The organism is Stenotrophomonas sp. YJH_SMC_105-26, from assembly GCF_059368915.1.
The window spans coordinates 146315-170344 of sequence record NZ_JCAFSD010000007.1; the positions used below are offsets into that span (position 1 = coordinate 146315).

Here is a 24030-nt window from a genome sequence, read left to right on the forward strand (position 1 = left end):
CCCCTGCCCGCCCTGGCCTCGAACCCGCCATACGCCATGAAATACGAACCCCGTAACCGACAGCCCCCCTTGGTGCTGATTGCCGAAGATGAGAGCGAGATCGCCGACATCCTCGGTGCCTACCTGGCCCGTTCGGGCCTGCGCAGCGCACGCGCCGCCGACGGCGAGGCGGCGCTTGCCAGCCACCGCCAGCTGCGCCCGGACCTGGTGCTGCTGGATGTGCAGATGCCCAAGCTGGATGGCTGGCAGGTGCTGAGCGAACTGCGGCGTCGCGGCAACACGCCGGTGATCATGCTCACCGCGCTCGACCAGGACGTGGACAAGCTGACCGGCCTGCGCGTGGGCGCTGACGACTACGTGGCCAAACCATTCAATCCCGCTGAGATCGTTGCACGCATCCAGGCCGTGCTGCGCCGCAGTGCCCGCAGCGTGGCCGAAGAACCCACCGGGCTGATCCGCCAGGGCCCGTTCGAGATCGACCTGCGCAGCCACGAAGTGACGGTCCGCAACGGCGAACAGGTGCACGCACTGAACTTCACCCTCACCGAATTCCGGCTGTTGGTGCACATGGCGCGCGCGCCGCGCCAGGTGCATGCGCGGGTAGACCTGCTGCACGCCTGCCTGCCCGAGGGCGATGCGCAGGAGCGCACCGTCGACAGCCATGTCAGCAAGCTGCGGCGCAAGATCGAGGATGTCGGCGTGATCGGCATTCCCGCCACCATCCGTGGCGTCGGCTACCGCTTCCTGGACTGAATGATGACTGCGAAAGGCAAGAGCATCGGCCGCCAGATCAGCCTGTCGATCACCGTGGCCTCGCTGTGTTCGACGGTGCTGTCGATCAGCGGCTTCTACCTGTTCTACTACCTGCTGGAGGTGTTCTATCCGCGCTGGTATGACGAGCCGAAGTCCATGATGCCCTCCGGGCTGGAGTGGCTGTGGATCGGCCTGACCGCCACCGTGGTGGTGGCGTTGGCCACCCTGATCGCGTCTCGCCTGACCCGGCGCATCATCACCCCGTTGAATTCGGTGGCCGCAAGCCTGCGTCGCGTGGCCAGCGGTGACCTGGAGGCGCGCGCGCGCGGCGGCGACACCTCGATGGCCGAGGCCGCCACGCTGGTCAACGACTTCAATTCCATGGCCGAGCGGCTCAGCCGGATGTCCGAGAACCGCGTGTTCTGGAACGCGGCCATCGCACACGAACTGCGCACGCCGATGACCATCCTGCGTGGCCGCCTGCAAGGCATCGCCGAAGGTGTATTCGAGCCGGGCCCCGAGCAGTTCAACAGCATGCTCACCCAGCTGGAGGGACTGACCCGCATCATCGAGGACCTGCGCGTGGTCAGCCTGGCCGAGAGTGGCCACCTGGATCTGCGCCTGCAACGCAGCGACGTCAGCGTGCAGGTGGCGGCGGTGGTGGAGGCGATGTCCGAGGCGCTGACCGAAAGTGGCTTCTCGGTGAGCCTGGACGCGCGGCCGTCGCTGGCGGACTGCGATCCGGCCCGCATCCGCCAGGCGGTGCTGGCATTGCTGGAGAACGCCCGTCGCCATGCCATCCCCTGCCCGCTGCGGGTGCGCGTCACCCTCGCTGAGGGGCACTGCGCGGTGGCCGTGGAAGATGGTGGCCCCGGCGTGCCGGACGACCTGCGCGACAGCATTTTCGAAGCCTTCCAGCGCACCGATGTGTCGCGCTCACGGCAGAGTGGGGGCTCAGGTCTCGGCCTGGCGGTCGTGCGTGCGATTGCCGTGGCACATCACGGAACGGCGCAGTGCCGAGCTACCGAGCGTGGCGGCAGTTCGTTCGAGATCCGCTGGCCGGTGCACGTGCGCCGTTGAGGCGGTAGACGCTGCCCTGGTAGCGGCCCACCTTGGTGGGCACCACGCGCGTGGCTGAACGCCGCCGATTTCTCCACGCAATCTCCATCATCCCTCCATGCCCGCTCCAAAGGGCTGCAGATACTGGGCGCGACCCGGCAGATGGCAGGCATCCGTCCCCTGCCCTGTCCCCGAACCCCCCAGGCATCCCATGGAACTCCCCCACGATCCGGCGGCCGCCGCCGGCAGCATCGGCCAGCAGAATGCGGCCGCAACGCTCAAGGCCATCCTGCGCACCTACCCCTGGCAGCTGACCGGCACGTTCTCGCTGGTGGCGCTGGAGAACACCCTGCTGCTGGCCCATCCGTTGTTCGCCGGCTTCGCGGTAGACGCGATCATCAGCGGCAACATCGGCCATGCCATCTCCTATGCCGGCGTGGTACTGCTGTTCTGGCTGGTGGGTGCCGCCCGTCGGGCGGTGGATACGCGCACCTTCACCCGCATCTATGCCGATCTGGCAGTGAGCGTGGTGCAGGCGCAGCGCCGGTTGGGCCAGGCGACGTCCACTTCGGCGGCACGCGTGGTGCTGGCCCGCGAGTTCGTCGACTTCTTTGAAAAGCACGTGCCGATCATCGCCACCGCGCTGGCATCGATGTTCGGTGCAGTGGCCATGCTGCTGGCGATCGAGCCGATGGTCGGTGCCGCTGGCCTGGCCACCCTGCTCGGCGCCCTGCTGGTGCTGCCCTCGTTCGCACGCCGCAACGAGCAGTTGCACGGCCGACTGAACAACCGCCTGGAACACGAAATCCGGCTGGTCGACCGGGTCAGCCCCTCGGTGCTGCGCCGCCACTACACCACGCTGTCGCGCCTGCGCATCCTGCTGTCCGACCGCGAGGCCGGCGCCTATGTGGTGATCGGCCTGGCTGCCGCGGCATTGTTCGCGCTGACCATCGGTCGCCTTGCCACCAGTGAAGGCGTTACACCGGGCCACGTCTACGCGGTGATGACCTACCTGTGGACCTTCGTCGGCAGCCTGGACGATGCGCCGTCAATGGTGGATCAGCTTGCGCGGCTGAAGGATATCGGCCGCCGCGTCAGCCCCGGCATGGACGATGCGGAGCACAAGGGCGCCGCTTGACCGGTCGCTGCCCACCTTGGTGGGCACCGACGAGAGCAGCGCCAACCAAGATTGGCGGCTACCGGGCCTGAGCAGTGTTGCTCTGGTAGCTGCCCACCTTGGCGCGCACCGACGGGAGCCAGCGCCAACCAAGGTTGGCGGCTACCGGGCCTGAGCGGTGTTGCTCTGGTAGTCGCCCACCTTGGTGGGCACCGATGGAAGAGCGCCAACCAAGGTTGGCGGCTGCCGGGCCTGAGCAGCGTTGCTCTGGTAGTTGCCCACCTTGGTGGGCACCGATGGAAGCCAGCGCCAACCACGGTTGGCGGCTACCAAACCTGAGCGGTGCTGCTCTGGTAGCTGCCCACCTTGGTGGGCACCGATGGAAGCCCGCGCCAACCAAGGTGGGCGGCTACCGGGCCTGAGCGGTGTTGCTCTGGTAGCTGCCCACCTTGGTGGGCACCGACGGAAGCCAGCGCCAACCCAGGTTGGCCGCTACCAGGCCTGAGCGGAGTTGCTCTGGTAGCTGCCCACCTTGGTGGGCACCGACGGAAGCCAGCGCCAACCAAGGTTGGCGGCTACCGGGATCGATAGATACCCATGCGCCGCTTGGCGCTACAGGAACTCCGCCATGCGCTGCAGCTCGTCGTCCAGCGCGCCACGAAATACCTTGTCGCGGGCCAGCGACTTGCCGGCATAGCCCACGCTCGACACCAACTCACCCTCGCGCACACTCAAGTTGGCCCAGCCCACCACCTGCTCATGCCACAACACCGGCAGTGCGTAGTAGCCGTACTGGCGTTTCGGTGCAGGCGTGTAGGCCTCGAACTTGTACACCCAATCCCACAACAGCTCGAAGCGGCGGCGGTCCCACACCACCGGGTCGAACGGCGCCAGCAGACGCACCTGCTCATCCGGTGCATGGCGGCGCGAGCGCGGATTCTCGTCCGCCGGCCAGTACCAGGTGGTGCCCTCCAGCGTGCAGCTGGCCAACTGCTGCTTGGCCAGCGCCAATGCCTTGCGGGTCTGCTCGGCCAGGTGCGGCGCGCCATAGCCCAGCAGGCGCACCAGATAGGTCAGGCTGGCCGAGGGCAGCGGCGCGTACTTGCGCACCACCAGGTCGATCAGGGCGGCGGCACGTTCGATCTGCGCCTGTTCGCTGGAGTCGGGCTCGGCATGATCGGCCACCGCATAGATGCGCGTACCGCTGTCGCGCCGTTGCACCCGCAGCAGGCCGCGGTAGTGCATGCCATCCAGCAGATGCGTGCTGGCGTTGCTGGTGCCGCCCCAGTAGTTGGTCACCCGCCCATGCGCAAAGGCCTGGTCGACCTCGCGCGGGTGCACGCTGCCACGCTCGCGCACAAAGGCCAGCACGTCGGCCGCACGGCGATGGGTCTCGGCATCCCACTCGCGCTTGGAAACCCGTGGGTGCATCAGCGCCAGATGCTCGCGCGGCAGGAAGCCGTAGTTCACCAGGCAATCCTCTTCCACCGGCAGACGCGTGTAGCGGCGCTCAAGATCGCCCGCGCGGTAGTCCTTCACCCGGTGGCGCAGGGTCAGGTCCTGCGCGCGAGCGGGTGCGCGGATCGGGTCGGCCTGCACGAAGCCCAACCGCCGGATCGCGGTCAGCAGCGTGGTCGGCTTGAACAGGGTGCGCGCCACCGCGTAGCGGCGAAGGTCATCAAGAGTGGGCGTGGCAGGCATGGCCGCATTGTATTCTCGACACTACGCGATCCGTCCAGTAGAGCCAGGCCACGCCTGGCTGGCGTCATGGTGAACGGCCGCGATCATCCACGCATGGCGTGCATCTACCGAAGCCGCGATACCTCCAGCGAACCGATCACCAGGGCCCGCATGCCCTGCTTGAACTCGGTGATCACCTGCCCTTCTTCGTCATCCGCAATCGCGTAGATGGTGTCGGCACCGGCGATGCAGTAGAACGCGATCGTGGCCAGCAGCCAGCGCGCCTTGTCCACCGGCAGGCCGAACACCTCGGCCACGTGCGCCTGGTGCGAGGCGATCTTTTCCAGCATCGGCGCGGTCGCCACCGTGCGCCGCAGCAGGTAGGGCGGTAGCCCGGGATGCGCCTTCACCACTTCGCACAGCGACTCCACGAACCCCATCAGATAGGCCTCCAGCCCACCCGGTGCGTCGACCGACGCGCGCGGAATCTGCCAGCGCTGGAACACCGCCTCCGCCACCAGGCGCTTCAACGCCTCCAGGTTGGCCACGCGCTTGTACAGCGCTGCCTGGGTCACCGCCAGTTCGGCGGCCACGTTGGCCATGGTCAGGTTGGGCAGGCCCAGGCGGATGCCGATGTCGGCCAGACGCTCCGGGGTGATGGTGGGCGGGCGGCCACGGGTCGGCGCCGTTGGATCGGGGTGCGTGCTCATACGGTGCCTGCTCTTACGGTGCGCGTCCATACCCTGCTGAGGGTGCCAGCAAAGGGACCCTCTTGTCCGCTTCGATTGATTTAGTTTACTTTACTCAACTAATTCGGAACGCGTCCGCCGCGCACCCGTAACCGAGCCCATGGCTCACCTCCCGCCAGGTCCCCACCCAGCCAACAACCCTGCGCTGCGCCCTTTCCCCGTGCTTGCCGTCGGCAGCGCGCCAGGCGCGCTCGCGCCTGCGATTCACAGGACTCTGGCATGACCGTTTTCAACTTCACTTCTGCACAGCATCGCGCTGCCGCCGCATCCTCCGGCCTGATGTATTCGCCGGGCATGGTCCGGCGCTACCGGGTGTCCGCCCTCGCGCTGGGGCTGCTGGCCTCGTTCGCCGCGCTGGCCGACGCCGCGCCGTCCACCCTTCCGTCGGTGCAGGTGCAGGAACAACGCCGGGTCACTGCAGACTATGCGGGCGGGCAAGTGGCTGCCGGCAGCCGCGTCGGCCTGCTCGGCGACAAGGATTTCATGGACACGCCGTTCAATACGGTCAGCTACACCGAGTCCTTCATCCGCGATCGCCAGGCCAAGGACCTGACCGACGTCATTGCCGCCACCGACCCCACGGTGTTCAGCAACGGCGTCACCGGTGCCTGGAGTGAGAACTACGCGATCCGCGGCTTTGCCTCCAACACCAGCGACACCACCTTCAATGGCCTCAGCGGCATGGCGCCCTACTACCGCACCTCGCCGGAAATGTTCGAGCGCATCGAGGTGCTGAAGGGACCGTCTGCGCTGCTCAACGGCATGCCGCCGGGCGGCTCGGTCGGTGGCAGCGTCAACCTGGTGCCCAAGCGCGCAAGCGAGCAACCGCTGCTGCGGGTCAGTGCCAACTTCGCCTCCGATGCGCAGTTCGGCACCCACGTGGATATGGGCCGTCGCCTCGGCGCCGACAGGCAGTTCGGCATCCGCTTCAACGGTGCCTACCGTGATGGTGACGGCGCCGTCGGCAAGCAGCGCAAGAAGGTACAGCTCGGTTCGCTGGCACTGGACTGGCGCGGCGAATGTATGCGGCTGTCGGCCGATCTGTACAGCGCCGACGACCGCGTTGACGGCCCGGCACGTGGCGTCGGCCTGGCACCGGGCGTGGCCATTCCGCGCCCGCCACGCGGCGATACGCTGATCAACCCGGATTGGGCCTACGTGGACAGCCAGGACAAGGGCGCGATGGTGCGCGGAGAACTGGATGTCAACGATAGCCTGATGGCCTACCTCGCGTACGGCACCAGCAGGACCGACTACCGCTACAACGGTTCGATCAGCGCGCAGATCCTCAATCCAGCCGGCGACTTCACCACGGTGATCGGCCAGCTCGCCTTCGACATCAAGAAGCAGTCCGCAGATGCCGGCCTGCGCGGTTCGTTCCAGACCGGGAACGTCGGCCACCAGTGGGCCGCCAACGTGACCCACTACCAGCACACCCAGAACGACTACGGCCGGCGCAGCGTACCCGGCTGGGACTGGACCACCAATGTGTACAACCCAGTGTGGGGCCCGGCGGCGCCGTTCATCGCGCCGCACATCTCGCATACCGAGCTGAAGCTGGACAGCCTCGGCTTCGCCGACACCCTCGCCTTCGCCGATGACCGCGTGCAGCTGACGCTGGGCGTGCGCCGCCAGCAGGTGGTCAGCGAGACCTTCAACGTGTCCACGGGTGCACGCACCTCGCGCTACGACGAGAGCGCCACCACGCCGGCAGCGGCCCTGCTGGTGAAAGCCACCGACACGATCTCCCTCTACACCAACTACATCGAAGGCCTCAGCCAGGGCGCCACCGCGCCGATAACCGCCGCCAATGCCGGCGATGTGTTCGCACCGTTCCGCACCAGGCAGAAGGAGCTGGGCCTGAAGCTGGACCTGGGCAGCTTCGCGCACACCTTCAGCGTGTACGAGATCAAGCGACCGAACAGCTACACCGACCCGGTCACGAATATCTTCTCGTTTGGCGGCGAGCAACGTAACCGGGGCGTGGAATGGGGCTTCTTCGGCGCACCAATGGACGGCATGCGCCTGCTCGGTGGAGCGGCCTATGTGCAGCCGAAGCTGGCCCGCACGGCCGGTGGCGTGAATGAAGGACGCATCGCCACCGCCGTGGCGCAGCGGCAGGCCAAGCTGGGCGTGGAATGGGATGTGCCGACCTTGCAGGGCCTGACCCTGACCGGCAATGCCACGGCGATGTCGAAGCAGTACATCAGTGCGGACAACCGCCTGTCGGTGCCGGGGCGTACGTTGTTCGACGTGGGGGCGCGCTACAGCACCACCGTGGCGCGTCGATCGCTTGCGCTGCGGGCCAGCGTGAACAACGTGACCAACAAGTCGTATTGGGGCATGCCGTTGTTGTCGAGTCTGGCGCTGGGTGCACCGAGGACGGTGCTGGTGTCGGCAACGATGGATTTCTAAGCTGGCGTGGAACCCCTGTAGAGCCGAGCCATGCTCGGCTCCGTTTCGTCCGCTGAGCCGAGCATAGGCTCGGCTCTACAGGACGTCGGGCAATCCGCGAACGGCATCCACGCATGGCGTGGATCTACGTGTCATTCCGGATGCAGGCGATAGATGGCGTGGCTGGTCAACGCCAATGCCGCCAGCTTCAGCCCTTCCATTACGCGATCGCCCACGTACTGTTCCGGGGCGCCATTCTGGCGGGCGCGTTCGGCCGCCAGCAGGATCTCCTGCACGATACGCAGCCCGGCCAGTGCACCGTCGGCGTCGGCCAACGCCAGGCACCGGCCCGGCAGCTGATGGCGCTCGGGCCAGGGCTGGCCGTCGGCAGCCGCGCCCAACCCGATGCGATGCAGCAGGGCCGTCAGGTTGTTGGGATCGGGCGGGATGTCGTGGCCTTCATCGGCATTGGCCGGGGCGTGCTGATGGGGGAACTCCGATGCGTTCATGGCAGGTCTCCGTGCAAGGCATGCGGGACCACCACCCTTAACAATCAAGGCGGCGGACGGTGCGTGGCTGGAAATCCCGTGAGTCAGTGCTATACCCGGGCGGTGGGCTTGCGCCCACCTCCACGCACCGCCCGCCATGGAACGCGAACGGAATGCCAGCCGACGCCGCGCAAGGCGACGCCGGCTGGCAAGCGTAAACAGCACTTACTCAACGGGGTTTCCAGGCCCCGGCCACCCTTTTTCGGTGGCACCCCATCATGTGCACAACGGGGTGGCAGGCGCCAACAACCCAAGTGCCAAGACAGCAACGTTCACGCAGTGGCAGCATTGTCGCATATCGACAATCGAGCCGAAGATTCAACAACTTGCGCCATGCCAACGGCGGCGTTCTCCACCCGCATCGGCACCACGCGTTCCTTGACCGCATCCGGCTTTCAAGACGCGCGACACACCAGTTCCGACATTACACAAGCAGATGGGCAATCAACGCCAGCACCGCCAGATGTCCCACGTAGTACCCATAGAACATCCAGCGCCAGCGCGGCAGTTGCCACGGCACCCGCGTGGCCAGCACGACCACCGGAACGGCCAGCAGTGCCCAGCCGTTGTGGTTGGCCCAGCACGCCGCCGCAAGCGCGACCAGCAGCGGCCACCACGCCCGATGCCGGAACGCGATCCAGGCCAGCAACACGGCGCCAACGCCGGCCCACTGGTAGTCCACGAACATCGGCAGCACACCCGCAGCCAGCAACAGCAGCACAGGCCGATTGTTCGCAAGCGCATGCACGGCCACCGCCGCCAAGGTGAAGGTGAGCAGGATGTTGAGCGGCAGCCAGGAACCGAACGCGAAGGCGTGCAACGGCTGCGCGATCAGCCCCCATAGCGCCAGCCGGCGGATCGATTTGCGCAGGTCGGCGCCCGGCTGGGCCAGGTTGCAGGCCATCACCAGCGCGAACAGCGGGAAGGCGATACGCCCCAGTTCGCTGACCACCGGCACGTAGCCCCCGAAGACCACCTTGGCCATGTGGTCGCCGGTCATGGCCAGCAGCGCGATCCACTTCAACAGCTCGCGCGCGCCGCTGCCAAGGCTGAGGTTGAACGTGGACGTCGCGGTCGTGGTCGCTTGCATCGCGGAAGCTTATGCGCATCGGCCAGCGCATTTCCAGCGCCGCGCAGGAGCCCGCCACTGCAAGCCGTAGATGGCGGCGCTATGCTGGCCGCCCCTGCTTGTGAGATACCTGCCATGCGCACCCTGTACCCGGCCATCGAGCCCTACCGCGAATTCACCCTGCCGGTGAGCGATCTGCACGCGCTGCATATCGAAGAGTGCGGCACGCCGGAGGGCATTCCGGTGGTGTACCTGCACGGTGGCCCGGGCGCCGGTATCTCGCCGACCCATCGGCGCTTCTTCGACCCGGCGCGCTACCGCATCGTGCTGATCGACCAGCGCGGCAGCGGCCGTTCCACGCCGTTCGGCGAGCTGCGCGACAACACCACGCAGGACCTGGTGGCGGACATCGAAAAGGTGCGTGAGCACCTGGGCATCGAGCGCTGGCTGGTCTATGGCGGCTCGTGGGGCTCCACGCTGTCGCTGGCCTACGCGCAGGCGCATCCGGAACGCGCCACCGGCCTGATCGTGCGTGGCGTGTTCCTCGGTCGTGAGATCGAGAACCGCTGGTTCGCCGAGGCCGATGGCGGTGCGCGCTGGATCTTCCCGGAGCGCTGGGACCGCTACGAGGCTTATATCCCGGCAGCCGAGCGTGACGACATGATCGCGGCCTACTGGGCGCGCATGGATGGCCCGGATCAAGCAACCCGTATCGAAGCCGCGCAGGCCTGGTTGGGCTGGGAAGACAATGCGGCCACCCTGCAGCACGACGTGGATGCCGAATCCACCGATGATCCGCTGGATACCCTGGCGAAGGCCCGCATCGAAGCGCACTACTTCCGCAACGGCATCTTCCTGGAGCCGGACCAGCTGCTGCGCAACATCGATCGCATCCGCCACCTGCCCGGCGTGATCGTGCAGGGGCGCTACGACATCATCTGCCCGCCGCGCAGCGCGTGGGACCTGGCGAAGGCCTGGCCGGAAGCGCGCCTGGAGATGGTGACCTCCGGCCACAGCGCCAACGAGCCGGCCACGGTCGATGCGCTGGTGCGGGCGACGGATGCCTTTGCCGACCGGTTCTGAACGCCTGGGGTAGTGCCGGCCGCTGGCCGGCACCCCCGCAACACACTCCTGCGTGCGACTACGGGTTGGCGTCAAACACCACGGTCATGTTGCCTTCCCAATGCAAGCCTGGCGCCTTCAGCATCTCTGTTACGGCGTCCCGTCCTGCGGTGAACCGCAAGGTCGACCGCCGCTGCATCAGATAGCCATCCGGTGTGAAGCGCGGCGCCTGTGCGTCGTCGGGCGACAGCGGTGTATCCTGCGCCGGGCGCCCATCGCGCAGATTGCGCATGCCGGGCAGGGTGACGTCCACATCCACCGGTACAACCTCCCCAAGCGCGTGGTTGCGAATGCCGCAGCGAGTGCCTGCGTCGTGCTCACAGCGCAGCTTCATGCTGAAGTCCATCGAGCTGGTCAGATGGAATGGCAGCTCCTGAAAGAGGCGTGCCGGGGCACGGCCCTGATCGGTCCACTGCGCCCAACCGTCCTCCGGCGCCAGGTGCACCTGCGGATTGTCGCTGGGGAAACGTACCTGGAACTGGTGGGATACCGTGAAGCGGAACTTCAACGTGATCGGCTCGGTGGTGACATCATCGCCAAAGTCGATGTCGCTGCCCGCGCCTCCTGCAGTGTAGGTCAACGCACCTTCATAGATACCATCGCTCAGGGACAGGGGCGAAGGTGCAGTTATGAGAAGACCCAAGCCGAACCAAGACATCGCATAATCGGCCGGGTGTGGAAGTGCTGCATCTCCTTGCGAGTTGCACGGCACCGGCGTCTCTGGATTGCTGACGATCCATCCGAACCTGACAAATGATCCGACGCCAGCCGTATAAACGTAGCGACAGCCTCCGCGTACTGATCGTGTGTATACGGGATTGGTTCCACCCCCAGGCGTCATATGACCGCTGACGGTGGCTATCGCGATTCGTACTTCAGCTTCAGAACCCGTGGTGGTGTTCCGTAGCATGACCGACCGAGCAGCGGGCAATCCAAGATAGAAGCGCTGACGAACGTCACCATTGTGCACGTAGGTCTTGCTCCACTGCAGCGGAACATCGACAGAGTAGGCACCATCGTCAGTGCAGAACTCTGGGCGCCACGAGCAGTAGGTGCCGCGCGGCGTTGTATTACGGAAGACCATCCGGCCCGGGTCCAGGGCTGACGGGGCAAACTCTGCCGTGACCAGCACTTCTGCCGCAGGCGCCTGCGTTGCTGACCCCATCCCAAGCGCGACCAGCGCCGCGCCTCGCAGCGCCGCCATCAGCGAGCGGATTCTCATTTCGCATGTTCCTCGGTTCTCGCGATCGACGGCGGGCATCCCGTCGCCCCCACCATCAACACATCCCCTTCCCTGGGGTAGCGCCCCTCCTCCATCGTCAGCGTGCAGCTGACCATGTTGGGGTAACGCAACTCCACCACCGGGGCACGGGCGCTCAGTTCCAGGGTAAAGAAGCCATCCTCCTGGCTGACGCCGCGGCCGGCGTGGTTGATCACCTGCACGCCGCGCACACCGTTGCCGTCTGCATCCAGTACCTGGCCCATGACGGTGAAGGTGCGCAGCACGTCCAGCGTGGCATGCATCACGCCCCCCTTGTTGAGGTGATAGCTGACGACCGAGGGCTGCAGCGTTGCCGACGGCGCATGCCGCCCCTGGAAGTCGAACTGCACGTGGCCTGCGCGATACGCGGCCACCGGAACGAAGTTGCGGCCCGGGCGCAGCGCAACGCCGCCGCCGTGGCTGTCGTCCGCACGCAGGGCAAGATCGGGATAATCGCTGCGGACATCGACAATCAGCCCGGTGTCGGCGCTTCTGCCGCGCCCCTGCCCCAGCACGGCGGCGCGCCCACCGCCAATGACCACGGTGCTGTCGAGGTTGGCGGTGCCGCTGATGCGGCCCGACGCCGCGCCGCGGTAGACCTGCATGTCACCCTCCACAAACGCGCTCTGCAGCGAGGCACCCGCGCCTGCGCCCAGCCCGCCCCGTTCGGCGGTGACCGTGCCATTCACGCTCTGCAGTACGGCGCCGTCCACGCGCTGTGTGGAGGAGGCGGTCACATAGGTATCGCGGCGACCGGCATCGCCGGTGCGGCTGCCCAGGCTGCCGCTGTAGCTGCGTCGATCGCTGCCCAGCGAGACACTGACCGTCAGGTCGATGCCGCGTTGCCGCCGGTAGCCTGTGTAGCGGGCGCCAGGGCGGTCATAGGCGGAAACGCGCCAGTTGACATCGTGCTTGCCGAACACCGTCTCCCGGCGCCCGTAAGAGACATCGATGCCGGTCCCGCGCGTGAAGCCCGAACTGCGGGCCACGCGCACGCTGGCGGTATCACGGTGCCCGAAACGATGCGTGATCGAGACGGCCGTTGTGTCCTGCCAGCCGCCGCGGGTCTCCCAGCGTGGTGCGCTGCCGGCATCCGCCACGACGCGCTCGCGCTGTTCCACCCAACCGCGCGCATGGTTGGCCACCACCGAGCCGGCACGATAGCGGTACAGGCCCTGCAGGTCCACGCCGCGCCCGGCGTCGCTGGAGGTGTAGACATTGGTGTACGTGCTGAAGCGGTCACTGGCCTGCCAGTCCATCGACACACCCGCCGAATGCCGCGCGCCGATCCGCTGCACGGTGGCCCCGGCCACCGCACGGGAGTGCAACAGGTAATTGACCACGGCACCGGCCGCGGCGCCGCCCTCGCGGGCGCTTCCGGCGCTGGCCAGCAACCCGCGCTGCTGCCCTGCGAACGCGCTGTAGCGCCACCGCCGGCTGGGATCCTGCCAGCGGCTGGGCTTGTGGATGGAGGCGCTTTCGCGGGACGCTTCGCGGCCGTCCTGGACCACCCGCAGTTCCACATCGTAGATGCCGCCGGGTAGTCGGCGCGTATCGATTTCCTGGATGCCGGGCTTGACGGCCTGCGTGGACAGCAGGTTCCCGTCGCGGTAGATCTCCACCACGCCTTCGCCGCTGGCGGTGACATAGACGGGATAGACGCTGGGGCTTCGCGTATCGGCCAGCAGTACGTCCGAGGATCCGAACATCAGGCCCAGCGCCGTATCGTTCTGCGTACCCGGTGCTCGGGGCTGGCGCACAATGCCCTCGAAGGTGGGCAGGAAGTAGCCGGCGCGAACGAAGTGATCGCCCAGTTCGCGCTGGGCATACAGGGCACTGAGGTAGTGCTCGCTGCTGCCGGGCTGGGCGTAGTACTGGTAGCTGCCAACCGTGCTCCAGTGGCCGGCACTGCCGCGCAGTTCGGCGCTGTAGCGTACGGTGGCCTGCTGTTCCTGGCCGCCGTGCACGGCAAGACTGTTGCGCACGATCAACCCCCGGCTGCCCGCGTCCGGCAAGGCGATGTGGCGCCCCTCCTTCTGCGCGCCGGCAGGCGTCAGCACGCTCAGCAGCGAGTTGGACAGACTGTAGTGCAGCGCTGCCATGCCCCGGCACTGCTGCCTGCATACGCCCAGCGCCATCGGTTCAGCGAGCTGCTCGCCCCAACGGGCACGCTCGGTCTGTGCCAGCCGGCTTTCGTGGCTGTCACCAAAGCCGATCACCTGCACCCGGTTGTCTTCGTGCAGCAGAACCTCGGCGTCACCCAGATACTGGCCGTCCAGCTCCACGCGCACGGTGAGCGGGTTGCCAAACAGGTGCTCGCGGAATTCGGCCGGCATGCGTTCGCGCTGCTGCAGCAGGCTGGGCAGCTCGCCCGGCGCGAGGCCGGCCGCATGCGCTGAGGTGGCAAGGACCACGGCACCGATCGCGGTCGCGAGCCGGGCCAGTCGGAATCGACGGTGGTTGGAGGACGAGAGCATGGGCGCTGTTCCGGCGTCCCCGCCGCATCATTGGATGCGACGGGGCGCCTGAAAGGACTCAGGGGGTGATGTCGCTTTCGAAGATCATGTGGAACTGGCCGCCGTAGCTGCCCTGCTTGTAGCCGCCCGTCGGCGCAGTCGGCGCAATGGCGAAGGCCAGCGACTTGCCCGCGGCGGCCTGGGCCGCGTTGGCAACGGTGATCTTGGCGGCGGCGGTTGCCGGAACCTCCACGTTGTCCAGCTTCACCACCAGGTCCACGACGTCTGCGGCCGACGCCATCTGTGCCGGCGACGTCAGGTAGGCGGTGATGGCAGCCGGCGACTTGATGTTGATGACGCGCCCGGTCAGTTCGCCCAGCGTTTCGCGCGCGGTGTCCCACGGCAGGTTCTGCGGCAGGCCTTCCCAGCCGTCAGGCGTGGACACCTGCAGGCCAGCGGTGTTCGGGACGTCGGCGGTCACGTTGACGGTGATCGACTTGGATTCGGTGGCTGCCAGGCTGACAGCCGGTGCGATGAGGGCTGCAGCGGCTGCAGCCAGGGCGTACTTCTTCAGGGACATGGAAATGCTCCGGGATCGGTGGATGGATACGATGGGATACGACGCCAGGACGAAGACACAGCCTCCCCGCCGGGCGCCTGGCGAACCCGGTGGGGACGTTGCAGAAAGGGGAGATGGGCGGACGATCAGCGGCGCGGGTCGATGCTGCGGCGGTCGTCGCCCTCCCTCAGGTCGTAGCGGGCGAACCGGCTGTCGTCGGCCTGCAGCGCATAGGTTCGCCCGGGCCGGACATGGACGATGATGCCGGGCGTGCAGGCATCCGGACTGCTTCGCTCGCAGTACCGCAGGTTGTCCAGCACCACCGTGGCGTTGCCACCGTTGTGCACGTGACCGTCCTGCACACGGGTGTCATAGCGCGTGTTCCGCGGTGCCACGAACAGGATGGTGCCGTAGCCGGTGAACACGCGAACTGCCGAAGTCAGCCCGGTGATCTCCTGCACCTGCGCATCACTGAGCGAAAACTCCTCGGCGCTCGGCACCACCGGAATGAAGCGCAGTCGGTAGTAGCGCTCCTCATCGCGGTCACCGCGATAGACCAGGCGCGTCGCCTGTTGGCCATTGGCGGCAATGATCAGGCGGCTGGGGCTGGCGATCACCCCGTGCGCGCCAGGTGCATTGCGTACCAGCGCCACGGTGTCCACTGGCGTTTCGACAACCTTGCCGTCTGCATCGAAGTGCATCTCGGTGACCTCAACGCGCACGTATGCGGTCACACCACCGGTATTGCGTATGCGCTTGAGCAGGTTGCTGTGCGCTGGCGCAAGATGATCGAACAGGAGGCCCACATTGATCTGTGGTGTCGTGGCTTGGGCACTGCTGGCGAACAGGGCCAGCAGGAGGAGAAGGAGTGCGCGTTGCATGACGAACCCGCGGGGAGAGGCGAGCGATTAGTTTCACGGCATCTTTACAATCAGGCCATGCAACAACTTGCAAAAAGGTCAGATATTTCCGACCTCGCAAAGTGGCTCCGCCCAGGTCAACCCGGAAATCCTGTCCGCGCACTCGGCCGCGGCGGTCTGGCCCGTTGCACATCGCGACGGCACGCCCTGGAACAGCATCGGCGGCTGGCGCACGCATGGGCAGAGCGGGTGAACGGGCGCCCACCGCTGCATGGCGACCCCGCCGGTTCTTCGCAGTTCGCTTACGGACCCGGGCCGAATATCCGGCCGTGGCCATCCAGACCCATGGCCCGCGCCCCCACTTCTGGAGCCTGTCATGACCGGTATTCGCTGCGTTTCTGCTGTCCTCCTCATCACCATCGGCCTGCTGCTGGGCGCCTGTTCCAGAACCCAGGAGGCGAGCAAGGCCACCGCCGCCGAGGACGTCACCGAAGTGAAGCTGATACCGCCGTATGAGTCGCTGGACAAGGACAAGGACGGCATCGTCACGCTGGCCGAAGTGGATGCCGTGGCACCCGACTGGGCCGAGCGCCTGCATGCCTGCGATACCGACCGTGACAAGACGTTGACCCGTGGCGAGTACGACGTCTGCAAGCAGACCAGCGGCGCGCATTGACCCACCACTGAACCCTCGATCGGCACCGCATACGCCCGGCTATACCAAGGTATAGCCGGGCTAACCCACGGGCCTCTAGGACTACCCCATTCAGGGGCGGACAATAGCGCCACTGGCCAGGGCAACCCTGGCCGGCCCCCTCCCCTCATGGAGACGCAGATGGACCCCGACCCTGCCGGGCGCACCGCGCCCCGGATGCCCGCTTGTTGCCTGTTCCTGGCGCCTGCCCGCCGGTCCCTGCCTGCCTGAGTGACGGGGGACCGCCAGGTGCCGCCTGCCTGGAGATCACCCCCATGTCCTACAAGATCCTCTACATCACCCTGCGCCGCCTGATTGGCGAGCGCGATGTTGCCGCCCTGCGCAGCCAGCTGCTGCAGCACGGCCCGGTCATGTTCGCCCGTTCGCTGTCGCTCGGTTCGCCGCGCGTGGTGGCCGACGCGCTGTCGCTGCTGCCGATCAGCGAGCGGATCACCGTGCTGCGCCATCTGCCCTACCCGCTGCGCGATGCGATGAAGCCGCTATGCATCGGCGGCAGCCAGCGCCTGCACATGCAGCCGTGGTCGCCGGCGGTGCTGGCGATGCGCCACGCCTGATCTGTCTCACCCATTCCGTTCGTGTTCCGGCTGCGGCCGGCTCTGACATTCGAGGAGCGTCCCATGAGCCTGCTCAACGCCTGGTTCAACGCCTTCCTGCGCAGCCGTCGCGCAGGCAACCTGTTCCGCCGTCGTGCGATGCCCGAAGCCGGCTTTGGCCCGGGCAGCGCCGAAGCGGCGCCGTTCGCGCTTACCACCGGTCTGGTCACCCTTGCCCAGCAGGAAGAAGCCGAGCTGCTTGCAACGCTGGAGTCGCATGCCGATGGCCTGAGCCCGCATGAAGCCGAGGAGCGGCTGGCCACGCTCGGCCCCAACGAGGTGGATCACGAAAAGCCGCTGCCGTGGTGGCGGCACCTGTGGCAGTGCTACCGCAATCCGTTCAACCTGCTGCTGACCGTACTGGCGGCGGTGTCCTGGCTGACCGAGGACATCAAGGCCACGATCGTGATTGGTGCGATGGTGCTGCTGTCCACGCTGATCCGCTTCGTGCAGGAAGGCCGCTCCAACCGTGCCGCCGAGCGGCTGAAGGCGCTGGTCGGCAACACCGCGCGCGTGCTGCGCCGCAATCCGGGCACCGAGGCCGCCGATGTGGCCGACCAGTACTTCGGCGCGCACCTGCACAGCCGTCGTCCGGCTCGCCTGCTGGACCTGCCGATCCGTGAGCTGGTGCCCGGTGACCACATCGTGCTGTCGGCCGGCGACATGATTCCGGCCGATTGCCGCGTACTGACCGCCAAGGACCTGTTCGTGGCGCAGGCCGCAATGACCGGCGAGTCGCTGCCGGTGGAAAAGTTCGCGCACCCCGGCGACGGCCTGGCTGGCCTGCTGGAGCAGCACAACCTGCTGTTCATGGGCACCAACGTGGTGTCAGGCACCGCCACCGCCGTGGTGCTGGCCACCGGCAACCGCACCTACTTCGGCACGCTGGCCCAGCGCAGCACCGCCACCGACCGTGCGCCCACCGCGTTCCAGGCCGGCGTCAACAGTGTCAGCTGGCTGCTGATCCGCTTCGCGCTGGTGATGGTGCCGTTCGTGCTGCTGATCAACGGCTGGACCAAGGGTGACTGGACCGAGGCGTTCCTGTTCGCGCTGTCGGTGGCGGTGGGCTTGACGCCGGAGATGCTGCCGATGATCGTCACCTCCACCCTGGCCAAGGGTGCGGTGCTGCTGTCGCGGCGCAAGGTGATCGTCAAGCGCCTGGATGCGATCCAGAACTTCGGCGCGATGGAAGTGCTGTGCACCGACAAGACCGGCACGCTCACCCAGGACAGGATCGCGCTGGAGCGCCACACCGATGTGTTCGGTCACGATTCGGAAGACGTGCTGAAGTTCGCTTACCTCAACAGCCACTTCCAGACCGGGCTGATCAACCTGCTGGACCGCGCGGTGCTGGAGCACGTGGAGCTGCAGAGTTCGCTGCGGCTGTCGCAGGACTACCACAAGGTGGATGAGATCCCGTTCGACTTCGAGCGCCGCCGCATGTCGGTGGTGGTATCCGAGCGCGAGGACCACCATGAGCTGATCTGCAAGGGCGCGGTGGAAGAGATGCTGGCGGTGTGCAGCACCGTGCGCGAGAACGGCCAGGACATGCCACTGGACGAGCGCCGCCTGGCGCGGGTGCGGCAGACCACCGAGGAACTGAACGAACAGGGCCTGCGCGTGGTGGCGGTGGCGATGAAGGAGACCGCGGCCAGTCAGAGCGCCTACTCGCAAGCGGACGAGTGCGGTTTGACGCTGGTCGGCTACGTGGCCTTCCTGGACCCGCCGAAGGAGTCGGCTGCGCAGGCGCTGCAGGCGCTGGCCGCACACGGTGTCGAGGTCAAGGTCTTCACTGGCGACAACGAACTGGTGACCGCCCGTGTCTGCGCACAGGTGGGGCTGGACGCGGACACCATCCTGACCGGCCCGCAGATCGAGCGCATGGACGACGGCGCGCTGTCGCGGGCGCTGCACCACCATCGCGTGTTTGCCCGGCTGACGCCGCTGCACAAGGAGCGGCTGGTACGCGAGCTGCGGGCGCAGGGCAAGGTGGTCGGCTTCCTCGGTGACGGCATCAACGATGCGCCAGCGCTGCGCGCAGCCGATATCGGCATCAGCGTGGACAGCGCGGTGGACATCGCCAAGGAGGCGGCCGACATCATCCTGCTGGAAAAGAACCTGATGGTGCTGGAGGAAGGCGTCATCCAGGGCCGGCGCACGTTCAACAACATGCTGAAGTACATCCGCATGACCGCCAGCTCCAACTTCGGCAATGTGTTCTCGGTGCTGGTGGCCTCGGCCTTCCTGCCGTTCCTGCCGATGCTGCCGCTGCAGCTGCTGGTGCAGAACCTGCTGTATGACATCTCGCAGATCGCCATTCCGTTCGACAACGTGGATGAGGAACTGGTACGTAAGCCGCTGAAGTGGAACCCGGCGGACATCGGCCGCTTCATGGTGTTCTTCGGGCCGATCAGCTCGCTCTTCGACCTGAGCTGTTTCGCGCTGATGTGGTACGTGTTCGATGCACGCACGCCGGCCGACCAGGGCCTGTTCCAGTCCGGCTGGTTCGTGGTCGGCCTGCTGACCCAGACCCTGATCGTGCACATGATCCGCACGCCGAAGGTGCCGTTCCTGCAGAGCATCGCCGCGCCGCCACTGCTGCTGATGACCGGCCTGATCATGGCCATCGGCGTGGCCCTGCCGATGAGCCCGCTGGCCGGCTACTTCAAGCTGCAGGCGCTGCCGGCCGGCTACTGGCCGTTCCTGGTGGCGATCCTGTTCGGCTATGCGGTGCTGACCACCGCGCTGAAGAAGTTCTACATCCGTCGTTACGGCTGGCAGTAAGCACCCGCCGCTTGTCCAGGGAGAAACGCAATGGACATCAATCCCAACCTGCCGGCGTTCAACGCCGGCGCCACGCTCAGCTCGCTGATCAGCCTGTCGGTGGCATTCGTGCTGGGCACGGTCATCGGCCTGGAGCGGCAGCTGCGCCAACGCACCGCCGGCCTGCGTACCAATACGCTGGTGGCGGTGGGTGCGGCAGTGTTCGTCGATCTGGCGGTGCGCTTCCATGACCTGTACGGCGGACCACCCTCGCCGCTGCATGTGGTGGCCTATGTGATCTCCGGCGTCGGGTTCCTCGGCGCCGGCGCGATCATGAAGGACGGCGCGCAGGTGTCCGGCCTGAACACCGCCGCCACCCTGTGGGGATCGGCGGCGGTGGGAGCATGTGCAGGTATCAAGCTGCTGCCCGAAGCAGTGCTCGCAGCGGTGTTCGTGCTGGCCGCCAATACCCTGCTGCGGCCGGTGGTGAACCGCATCCAGCGGCAGCCGCTGCCGGAAGCGTTCAGCGAGGCGACCTATGCGATCAACGTGGTCTGCCAGCGCGAACAGCAGGCCGAGGTGCTGGACCAGCTGTTGCTGCTGCTTGAGCAGGCGCAGTACCCGGTGCGCGCGGTGGACCAGCGCCCGTTCGGCGAGCGCGATGTGGAGATCGAGGCGGTGTTGTATGCCACCACGGTGGATGCCGGCGAACTGGACGCCGTACTTGCGACGCTGGCGACCACGCCCGGTGTGCTGCAGGGATTCTGGAACGCCAGCCTGGAGGAGTAGTGCCGGCCGCTGGCCGGCAACACCGTGCACCGCTTTGGTAGGTGCCGACCTTGGTCGGCAGAGAACCTTCAGAGACCGTGTCCATCCCTGCGGTAGTGCCGGCCGCTGGCCGGCAACCTCATGAGCTCCGGCAACACCGTGCAGTTGCCGGCCAGCGGCCGGCACTACCAGGCATCGTTCTGGCTTGTGCCGACCAACGGTCGGCACCCACAGCAAAAGAGCCTGCCGACCAGGATCGGCATCTGCCGATGGCGGCTTTGCTATCCTTTCACCCCACGCCAGGGAGCCGTCCCGATGCCATCGCTGTCGCCCCGCCGCCCGCTGGTGCTGCTGGCCCTGATCGTCGTGATGGCCGCGATCTTCCTGATCGACACCATCACCGACTACGCGGTTGCTGCTGCCTGCTTCTACGCAGCGGTCATCCTCGCGGCATCGCGCGTGCTGGGCGCGCGCGGACTGATCACCCTTGCCATCGCCTGCATCGGACTGACCGGGCTGAGCTTCTTCCTCACCCGCTTCGGCACCTACCGCATCGGCCTGGTCAATTCGGTGATCGGCATGCTGGTGATCGGCATCACCACCTACCTCGCCCTGAACATGGAAGCGGCCAAGGCCGCCGTGCAGGAAGCACAGGGCCGTCTGCTGCGGGTAGCGCGCGCCTCCACCGTAGGCGAGCTGACCACCTCCATCGCCCACGAAGTGAACCAGCCGCTGGCGGCCATCGCCAGCAGCGCCGAAGCCTGCCAACGCTGGCTGGCGCAGGACCCGCCGAACGTGGACAAGGCCCGGCAGACCGTAGCCCGCATCCTGGCAGACGCGCACCGCGCCGGTGACGTGATCGCCCGCATCCGCGGCCTGACCCAGGGCGCGGCACCGGAACGGCGCGCCTTCGACCTGAACCAGGCGGTAGAGGAAATGCTGGCGTTGTCGCGCAGCGAACTGGACCAGCATGGCGTGGCCGTGGCCCTGCTGCTGGACGCCGACCTGCCGCCGGTGCAGGCCGATCGCGTACAGGTGCAGCAGGTGATCGGCAACCTGATCCTCAATGCGGTGGATGCAATGGAAGCCGTACCCGCAGGCGACCGGCGTCTGTCGCTGCTGACCCGGCGTGAGGGCCAACGGGTCAGCCTCAGCGTACGCGATCGTGGCGTCGGCCTGCCCGCCGACCATCCCGAGCGCGTGTTCGACGCGTTCTGGACCACCAAGTCGCACGGGTTGGGGCTGGGCCTCAGCCTGAGCCGCTCGATGATCGAGGCCAACGACGGCCAGATCCGCGCCGAACGACCGGCAGGCGGCGGTGCCTGCTTCGTCTTCGACCTGCCCGTCGCCACGGATGTCCACCATGCGTAAGCCCACTGCACCCATCGCCGATCCGGGGCCCATTGTCTATGTGGTCGACGACGATCCGTCGGTGCGCGCGGCGCTGGAAGACCTGCTGGCCTCGATGGGCCTGCAGGTGCGGGCCTTCGCCTCCACCCAGGCCTTCCTCGAACACGACCTGGAAGACGCGCCGGCCTGCCTGGTGCTGGACGTGCGCATGCCCGGCCAGAGCGGTCTTGAATTCCATCGCACGATGGGCAGCCATGGCCTGCAGCTCCCCGTGGTGTTCATCACCGGCCACGGCGACATCGCGATGGGTGTCAACGCGATCAAGGACGGTGCCATCGAATTCCTGACCAAGCCCTTTCGCGACCAGGAACTGCTGGATGCGATCCACAAGGGCATCGAGATCGACCGCCAGCGCCGCCGCGAGGGCGAGGCGCTCGATGCCCTGCAGCAGCGCTGGAGCACGCTCAACGCGGGTGAGCGCGAGGTAGTCGATGGCGTGGTGCGTGGCCGCCTCAACAAGCAGATTGCCGGCGACCTCGGCGTCAGCGAGATCACGGTGAAGGTGCGCCGCGCGCAGGTGATGCGCAAGATGGGCGCGCGCACCCTGGTCGACCTGGTGCGCATGTACGACCGCCTGCAGGCGGGGACGCCATGAACGTCCACGTCGCCTTGCTGCGCGCGGTCAACGTCGGCGGCACCGGCAGGCTGCCGATGCGCGAACTGGTGGCGATGTGCGAGGACGCAGGCTTCGCCGATGTCCGCACGTACATCGCCAGCGGCAACGTGGTGTTGCGCAGCTCGCTCGACGAGGCGGGCGTGCGCCAGGCCCTCGGCCAGCGGCTCCAGGAATATGCCGGCAAGCCGGTAGGCGTACTGGTGCGCTCGGCCAGCGAGATCGCAGGCGTGGTGGCACGCAATCCGTTTCCGCAGGCCGCCGGCAACCGTGCGGTCGCCCTGTTCCTCGACGGCAGCCTGCCTGCCGACCCGCTTGATGGCGTGACCGGCCGGCGCGACGAACAGCTTGCACTCGGCACGCGCGAGATCTTCATCCACTACGGCGCCGGCATGGCCGACTCGCGCCTGCGCATTCCCGGCTCGGCACAGGGCACGGCGCGCAACCTCAACACCGTCGCCAGGCTAGCGGCGATGGCAGCGGAACTCCGCTAGGGTTCTTCCGGCAGGCTGTAGACCAGCCGGTAGTCATGGCGGCCCTCGCTGATGGTGATCTCCAGCGTGCCGCTCAGGCCGAGCAGTCCTTCACTGCCCGAATCGGGCACCACCACCACGCTCAGCTGCGGCGTGCCACGGGTCATCAACCCGTTGTGCTGCAGGGTGAACCCACCCTGGCGCCCGGCCAGCGTGGCCGTTACCCGCTCCATCGCCACGTAGCCGGCCGAGCCCTGCACCGGCGTGCGGAAGGCCAGCATCTGGCCGACGCTGCTGCCGTGCAGGTCGCCGGCGAAGGTCTTGTTGATCGACATCACCGCAATCGGGCCGTCATTGCCACCGATCGGCCGCAGATCCACTTCAAACGTACCGTGTGCTTCGCCCTGCATCCTGCTCTCCCCTCTGGTCGGTTCAACGCTGCTACTTCTTCGTGGCCAGCACGATCACCCCGGCCAGCACCAGGCCGATGCCGCTCCACTCCCGCAGGCTGGGCCGCTCGCCCAGCAGAAGATAGGCCAGCACGATCACCAGCACCACGCTGAACTTGTCCACCACGGCCACCTTGGCCAGCTCACCGCTCTGTAGTGCGCGGAAGTAGAACAGCCACGACGCACCGGTGGCCAGCGCCGACAGCACCAGGAACAGCTGGGTGCGCCCCGGCAGCAGCAATGGATTGGACCATTTGCCGGTGACCATCACCAGCGGCAGGATCACCGCCGCCACCACCAGGGTACGGATGGCCATGGCCAGGTCCGGGTCGACGCCCTTGACGCCGACCTTGGCGAACAGCGCAGTCAGCGCTGCGAACACGGCGGACAGTCCCGCCCAGAGCAACCATTGCGGTACGTTCTGCACGAAGCCCTCGCTTGCCGCAACCGATGAGCGTGCGCCAACGCTACTCCACCCTGCCATCGGTGGGGCTTCACCTGCCCATCACCGCCGCTACAATGGGACGGAATCGCCAGGGGGGCGATCTGCAGGGAATGCGCCATGCTTGAACAGGACACCACCCTCGCCCATACCGGGCCGTCGGCCCTTGACCGGGCC

General features: G+C 67.0%; 22 protein-coding genes. 12 read left to right on the forward strand and 10 right to left on the reverse strand.

What is annotated here, in order from left to right; all coding sequences use genetic code 11:
• Window positions 1-36: 36 nt before the first annotated feature.
• The 3 genes from AC5P7F_RS16410 (at window position 37) to AC5P7F_RS16420 (ending at window position 2950) form a co-directional block, all read left to right on the forward strand.
• Window positions 37-753 (forward strand): response regulator, encoded by a 717-nt coding sequence (locus AC5P7F_RS16410; RefSeq protein WP_164077690.1) that lies wholly within the window; start codon window positions 37-39, stop codon window positions 751-753.
• 3 nt (window positions 754-756) lie between these two features.
• Window positions 757-1833, forward strand: coding sequence for an ATP-binding protein (locus AC5P7F_RS16415; protein WP_049406889.1), 1077 nt, complete (start codon window positions 757-759; stop codon window positions 1831-1833).
• Between the two features lie 190 nt (window positions 1834-2023).
• Window positions 2024-2950 carry an ABC transporter six-transmembrane domain-containing protein gene (locus AC5P7F_RS16420; protein WP_164077682.1) on the forward strand — a complete coding sequence of 309 codons (927 nt, stop codon included), beginning with the start codon at window positions 2024-2026 and terminating at the stop codon, window positions 2948-2950.
• A 591-nt stretch (window positions 2951-3541) separates the two neighbouring features.
• Here the strand turns inward: AC5P7F_RS16420 and AC5P7F_RS16425 are convergent.
• Window positions 3542-4630, reverse strand: coding sequence for a DNA glycosylase AlkZ-like family protein (locus tag AC5P7F_RS16425; protein ID WP_049406620.1), 1089 nt, complete (start codon window positions 4628-4630; stop codon window positions 3542-3544).
• 104 nt (window positions 4631-4734) lie between these two features.
• Window positions 4735-5319, reverse strand: coding sequence for a TetR/AcrR family transcriptional regulator (locus AC5P7F_RS16430; protein ID WP_014647283.1), 585 nt, complete (start codon window positions 5317-5319; stop codon window positions 4735-4737).
• Window positions 5320-5577: 258 nt separating this feature from the next.
• Here AC5P7F_RS16430 and AC5P7F_RS16435 point away from each other — a divergent pair, with 258 nt between their 5' ends.
• Complete coding sequence (locus AC5P7F_RS16435; protein ID WP_164077681.1) at window positions 5578-7773, forward strand: TonB-dependent siderophore receptor; 2196 nt, start codon at window positions 5578-5580, stop codon at window positions 7771-7773.
• Between the two features lie 131 nt (window positions 7774-7904).
• Here the strand turns inward: AC5P7F_RS16435 and AC5P7F_RS16440 are convergent, their stop codons facing one another.
• Window positions 7905-8261 (reverse strand): hypothetical protein, encoded by a 357-nt coding sequence (locus tag AC5P7F_RS16440; RefSeq protein ID WP_164077680.1) that lies wholly within the window; start codon window positions 8259-8261, stop codon window positions 7905-7907.
• Between the two features lie 463 nt (window positions 8262-8724).
• Window positions 8725-9390: a TraX family protein gene (locus AC5P7F_RS16445; protein WP_053494999.1), complete on the reverse strand. Its 666-nt coding sequence runs from the start codon at window positions 9388-9390 to the stop codon at window positions 8725-8727.
• Between the two features lie 114 nt (window positions 9391-9504).
• Here AC5P7F_RS16445 and pip point away from each other — a divergent pair, with 114 nt between their 5' ends.
• On the forward strand, window positions 9505-10452 hold the full coding sequence (gene pip, locus AC5P7F_RS16450) for a prolyl aminopeptidase (protein WP_164077679.1): 948 nt from the start codon (window positions 9505-9507) through the stop codon (window positions 10450-10452).
• Between the two features lie 58 nt (window positions 10453-10510).
• Here the strand turns inward: pip and AC5P7F_RS16455 are convergent, their stop codons facing one another.
• From AC5P7F_RS16455 to AC5P7F_RS16470, 4 genes are all read right to left on the reverse strand, one after another.
• A complete protein-coding gene (locus tag AC5P7F_RS16455) occupies window positions 10511-11713 on the reverse strand; it encodes a hypothetical protein (protein ID WP_164077678.1) in 1203 nt (400 codons plus the stop codon).
• On the reverse strand, window positions 11710-14229 hold the full coding sequence (locus AC5P7F_RS16460; RefSeq protein WP_164077677.1) for a TcfC E-set like domain-containing protein: 2520 nt from the start codon (window positions 14227-14229) through the stop codon (window positions 11710-11712). The genes AC5P7F_RS16455 and AC5P7F_RS16460 overlap by 4 nt, the downstream gene beginning before the upstream one ends.
• Window positions 14230-14287: 58 nt before the next feature.
• Entirely contained in the window at window positions 14288-14788 is a 501-nt protein-coding gene (locus tag AC5P7F_RS16465) for a CS1 type fimbrial major subunit (protein WP_049408751.1), read from the reverse strand.
• 125 nt (window positions 14789-14913) lie between these two features.
• Window positions 14914-15648, reverse strand: a complete 735-nt coding sequence (locus AC5P7F_RS16470) for a CS1 fimbrial subunit B flags: Precursor (protein WP_164077676.1) — start codon at window positions 15646-15648, stop codon at window positions 14914-14916.
• Window positions 15649-16003: 355 nt separating this feature from the next.
• On the opposite strand from AC5P7F_RS16470, the gene AC5P7F_RS16475 reads away from it, so the two are divergent.
• The 7 genes from AC5P7F_RS16475 (at window position 16004) to AC5P7F_RS16505 (ending at window position 22983) form a co-directional block, all read left to right on the forward strand.
• Window positions 16004-16303, forward strand: a complete 300-nt coding sequence (locus tag AC5P7F_RS16475) for an EF-hand domain-containing protein (RefSeq protein ID WP_049408749.1) — start codon at window positions 16004-16006, stop codon at window positions 16301-16303.
• A gap of 293 nt (window positions 16304-16596) precedes the next feature.
• Complete coding sequence (locus AC5P7F_RS16480) at window positions 16597-16896, forward strand: hypothetical protein (RefSeq protein ID WP_005413574.1); 300 nt, start codon at window positions 16597-16599, stop codon at window positions 16894-16896.
• A 63-nt stretch (window positions 16897-16959) separates the two neighbouring features.
• Complete coding sequence (gene mgtA / locus AC5P7F_RS16485; RefSeq protein WP_049439576.1) at window positions 16960-19719, forward strand: magnesium-translocating P-type ATPase; 2760 nt, start codon at window positions 16960-16962, stop codon at window positions 19717-19719.
• A gap of 30 nt (window positions 19720-19749) precedes the next feature.
• Complete coding sequence (locus tag AC5P7F_RS16490) at window positions 19750-20487, forward strand: MgtC/SapB family protein (protein WP_005416700.1); 738 nt, start codon at window positions 19750-19752, stop codon at window positions 20485-20487.
• A 294-nt stretch (window positions 20488-20781) separates the two neighbouring features.
• Entirely contained in the window at window positions 20782-21837 is a 1056-nt protein-coding gene (locus AC5P7F_RS16495; RefSeq protein WP_111206326.1) for a sensor histidine kinase, read from the forward strand.
• A complete protein-coding gene (locus AC5P7F_RS16500) occupies window positions 21830-22471 on the forward strand; it encodes a response regulator (RefSeq protein WP_164077896.1) in 642 nt (213 codons plus the stop codon). The genes AC5P7F_RS16495 and AC5P7F_RS16500 overlap by 8 nt, the downstream gene beginning before the upstream one ends.
• A complete protein-coding gene (locus AC5P7F_RS16505; protein ID WP_164077895.1) occupies window positions 22468-22983 on the forward strand; it encodes a DUF1697 domain-containing protein in 516 nt (171 codons plus the stop codon). Before AC5P7F_RS16500 ends, AC5P7F_RS16505 begins: the two co-directional genes overlap by 4 nt.
• On the opposite strand, the gene AC5P7F_RS16510 is transcribed toward AC5P7F_RS16505, so the two are convergent.
• Window positions 22980-23372, reverse strand: a complete 393-nt coding sequence (locus AC5P7F_RS16510; RefSeq protein ID WP_049408744.1) for a DUF3224 domain-containing protein — start codon at window positions 23370-23372, stop codon at window positions 22980-22982. The genes AC5P7F_RS16505 and AC5P7F_RS16510 overlap by 4 nt on opposite strands.
• A gap of 31 nt (window positions 23373-23403) precedes the next feature.
• Entirely contained in the window at window positions 23404-23838 is a 435-nt protein-coding gene (locus AC5P7F_RS16515) for an EamA family transporter (protein ID WP_075076981.1), read from the reverse strand.
• Window positions 23839-24030: the final 192 nt, after the last annotated feature.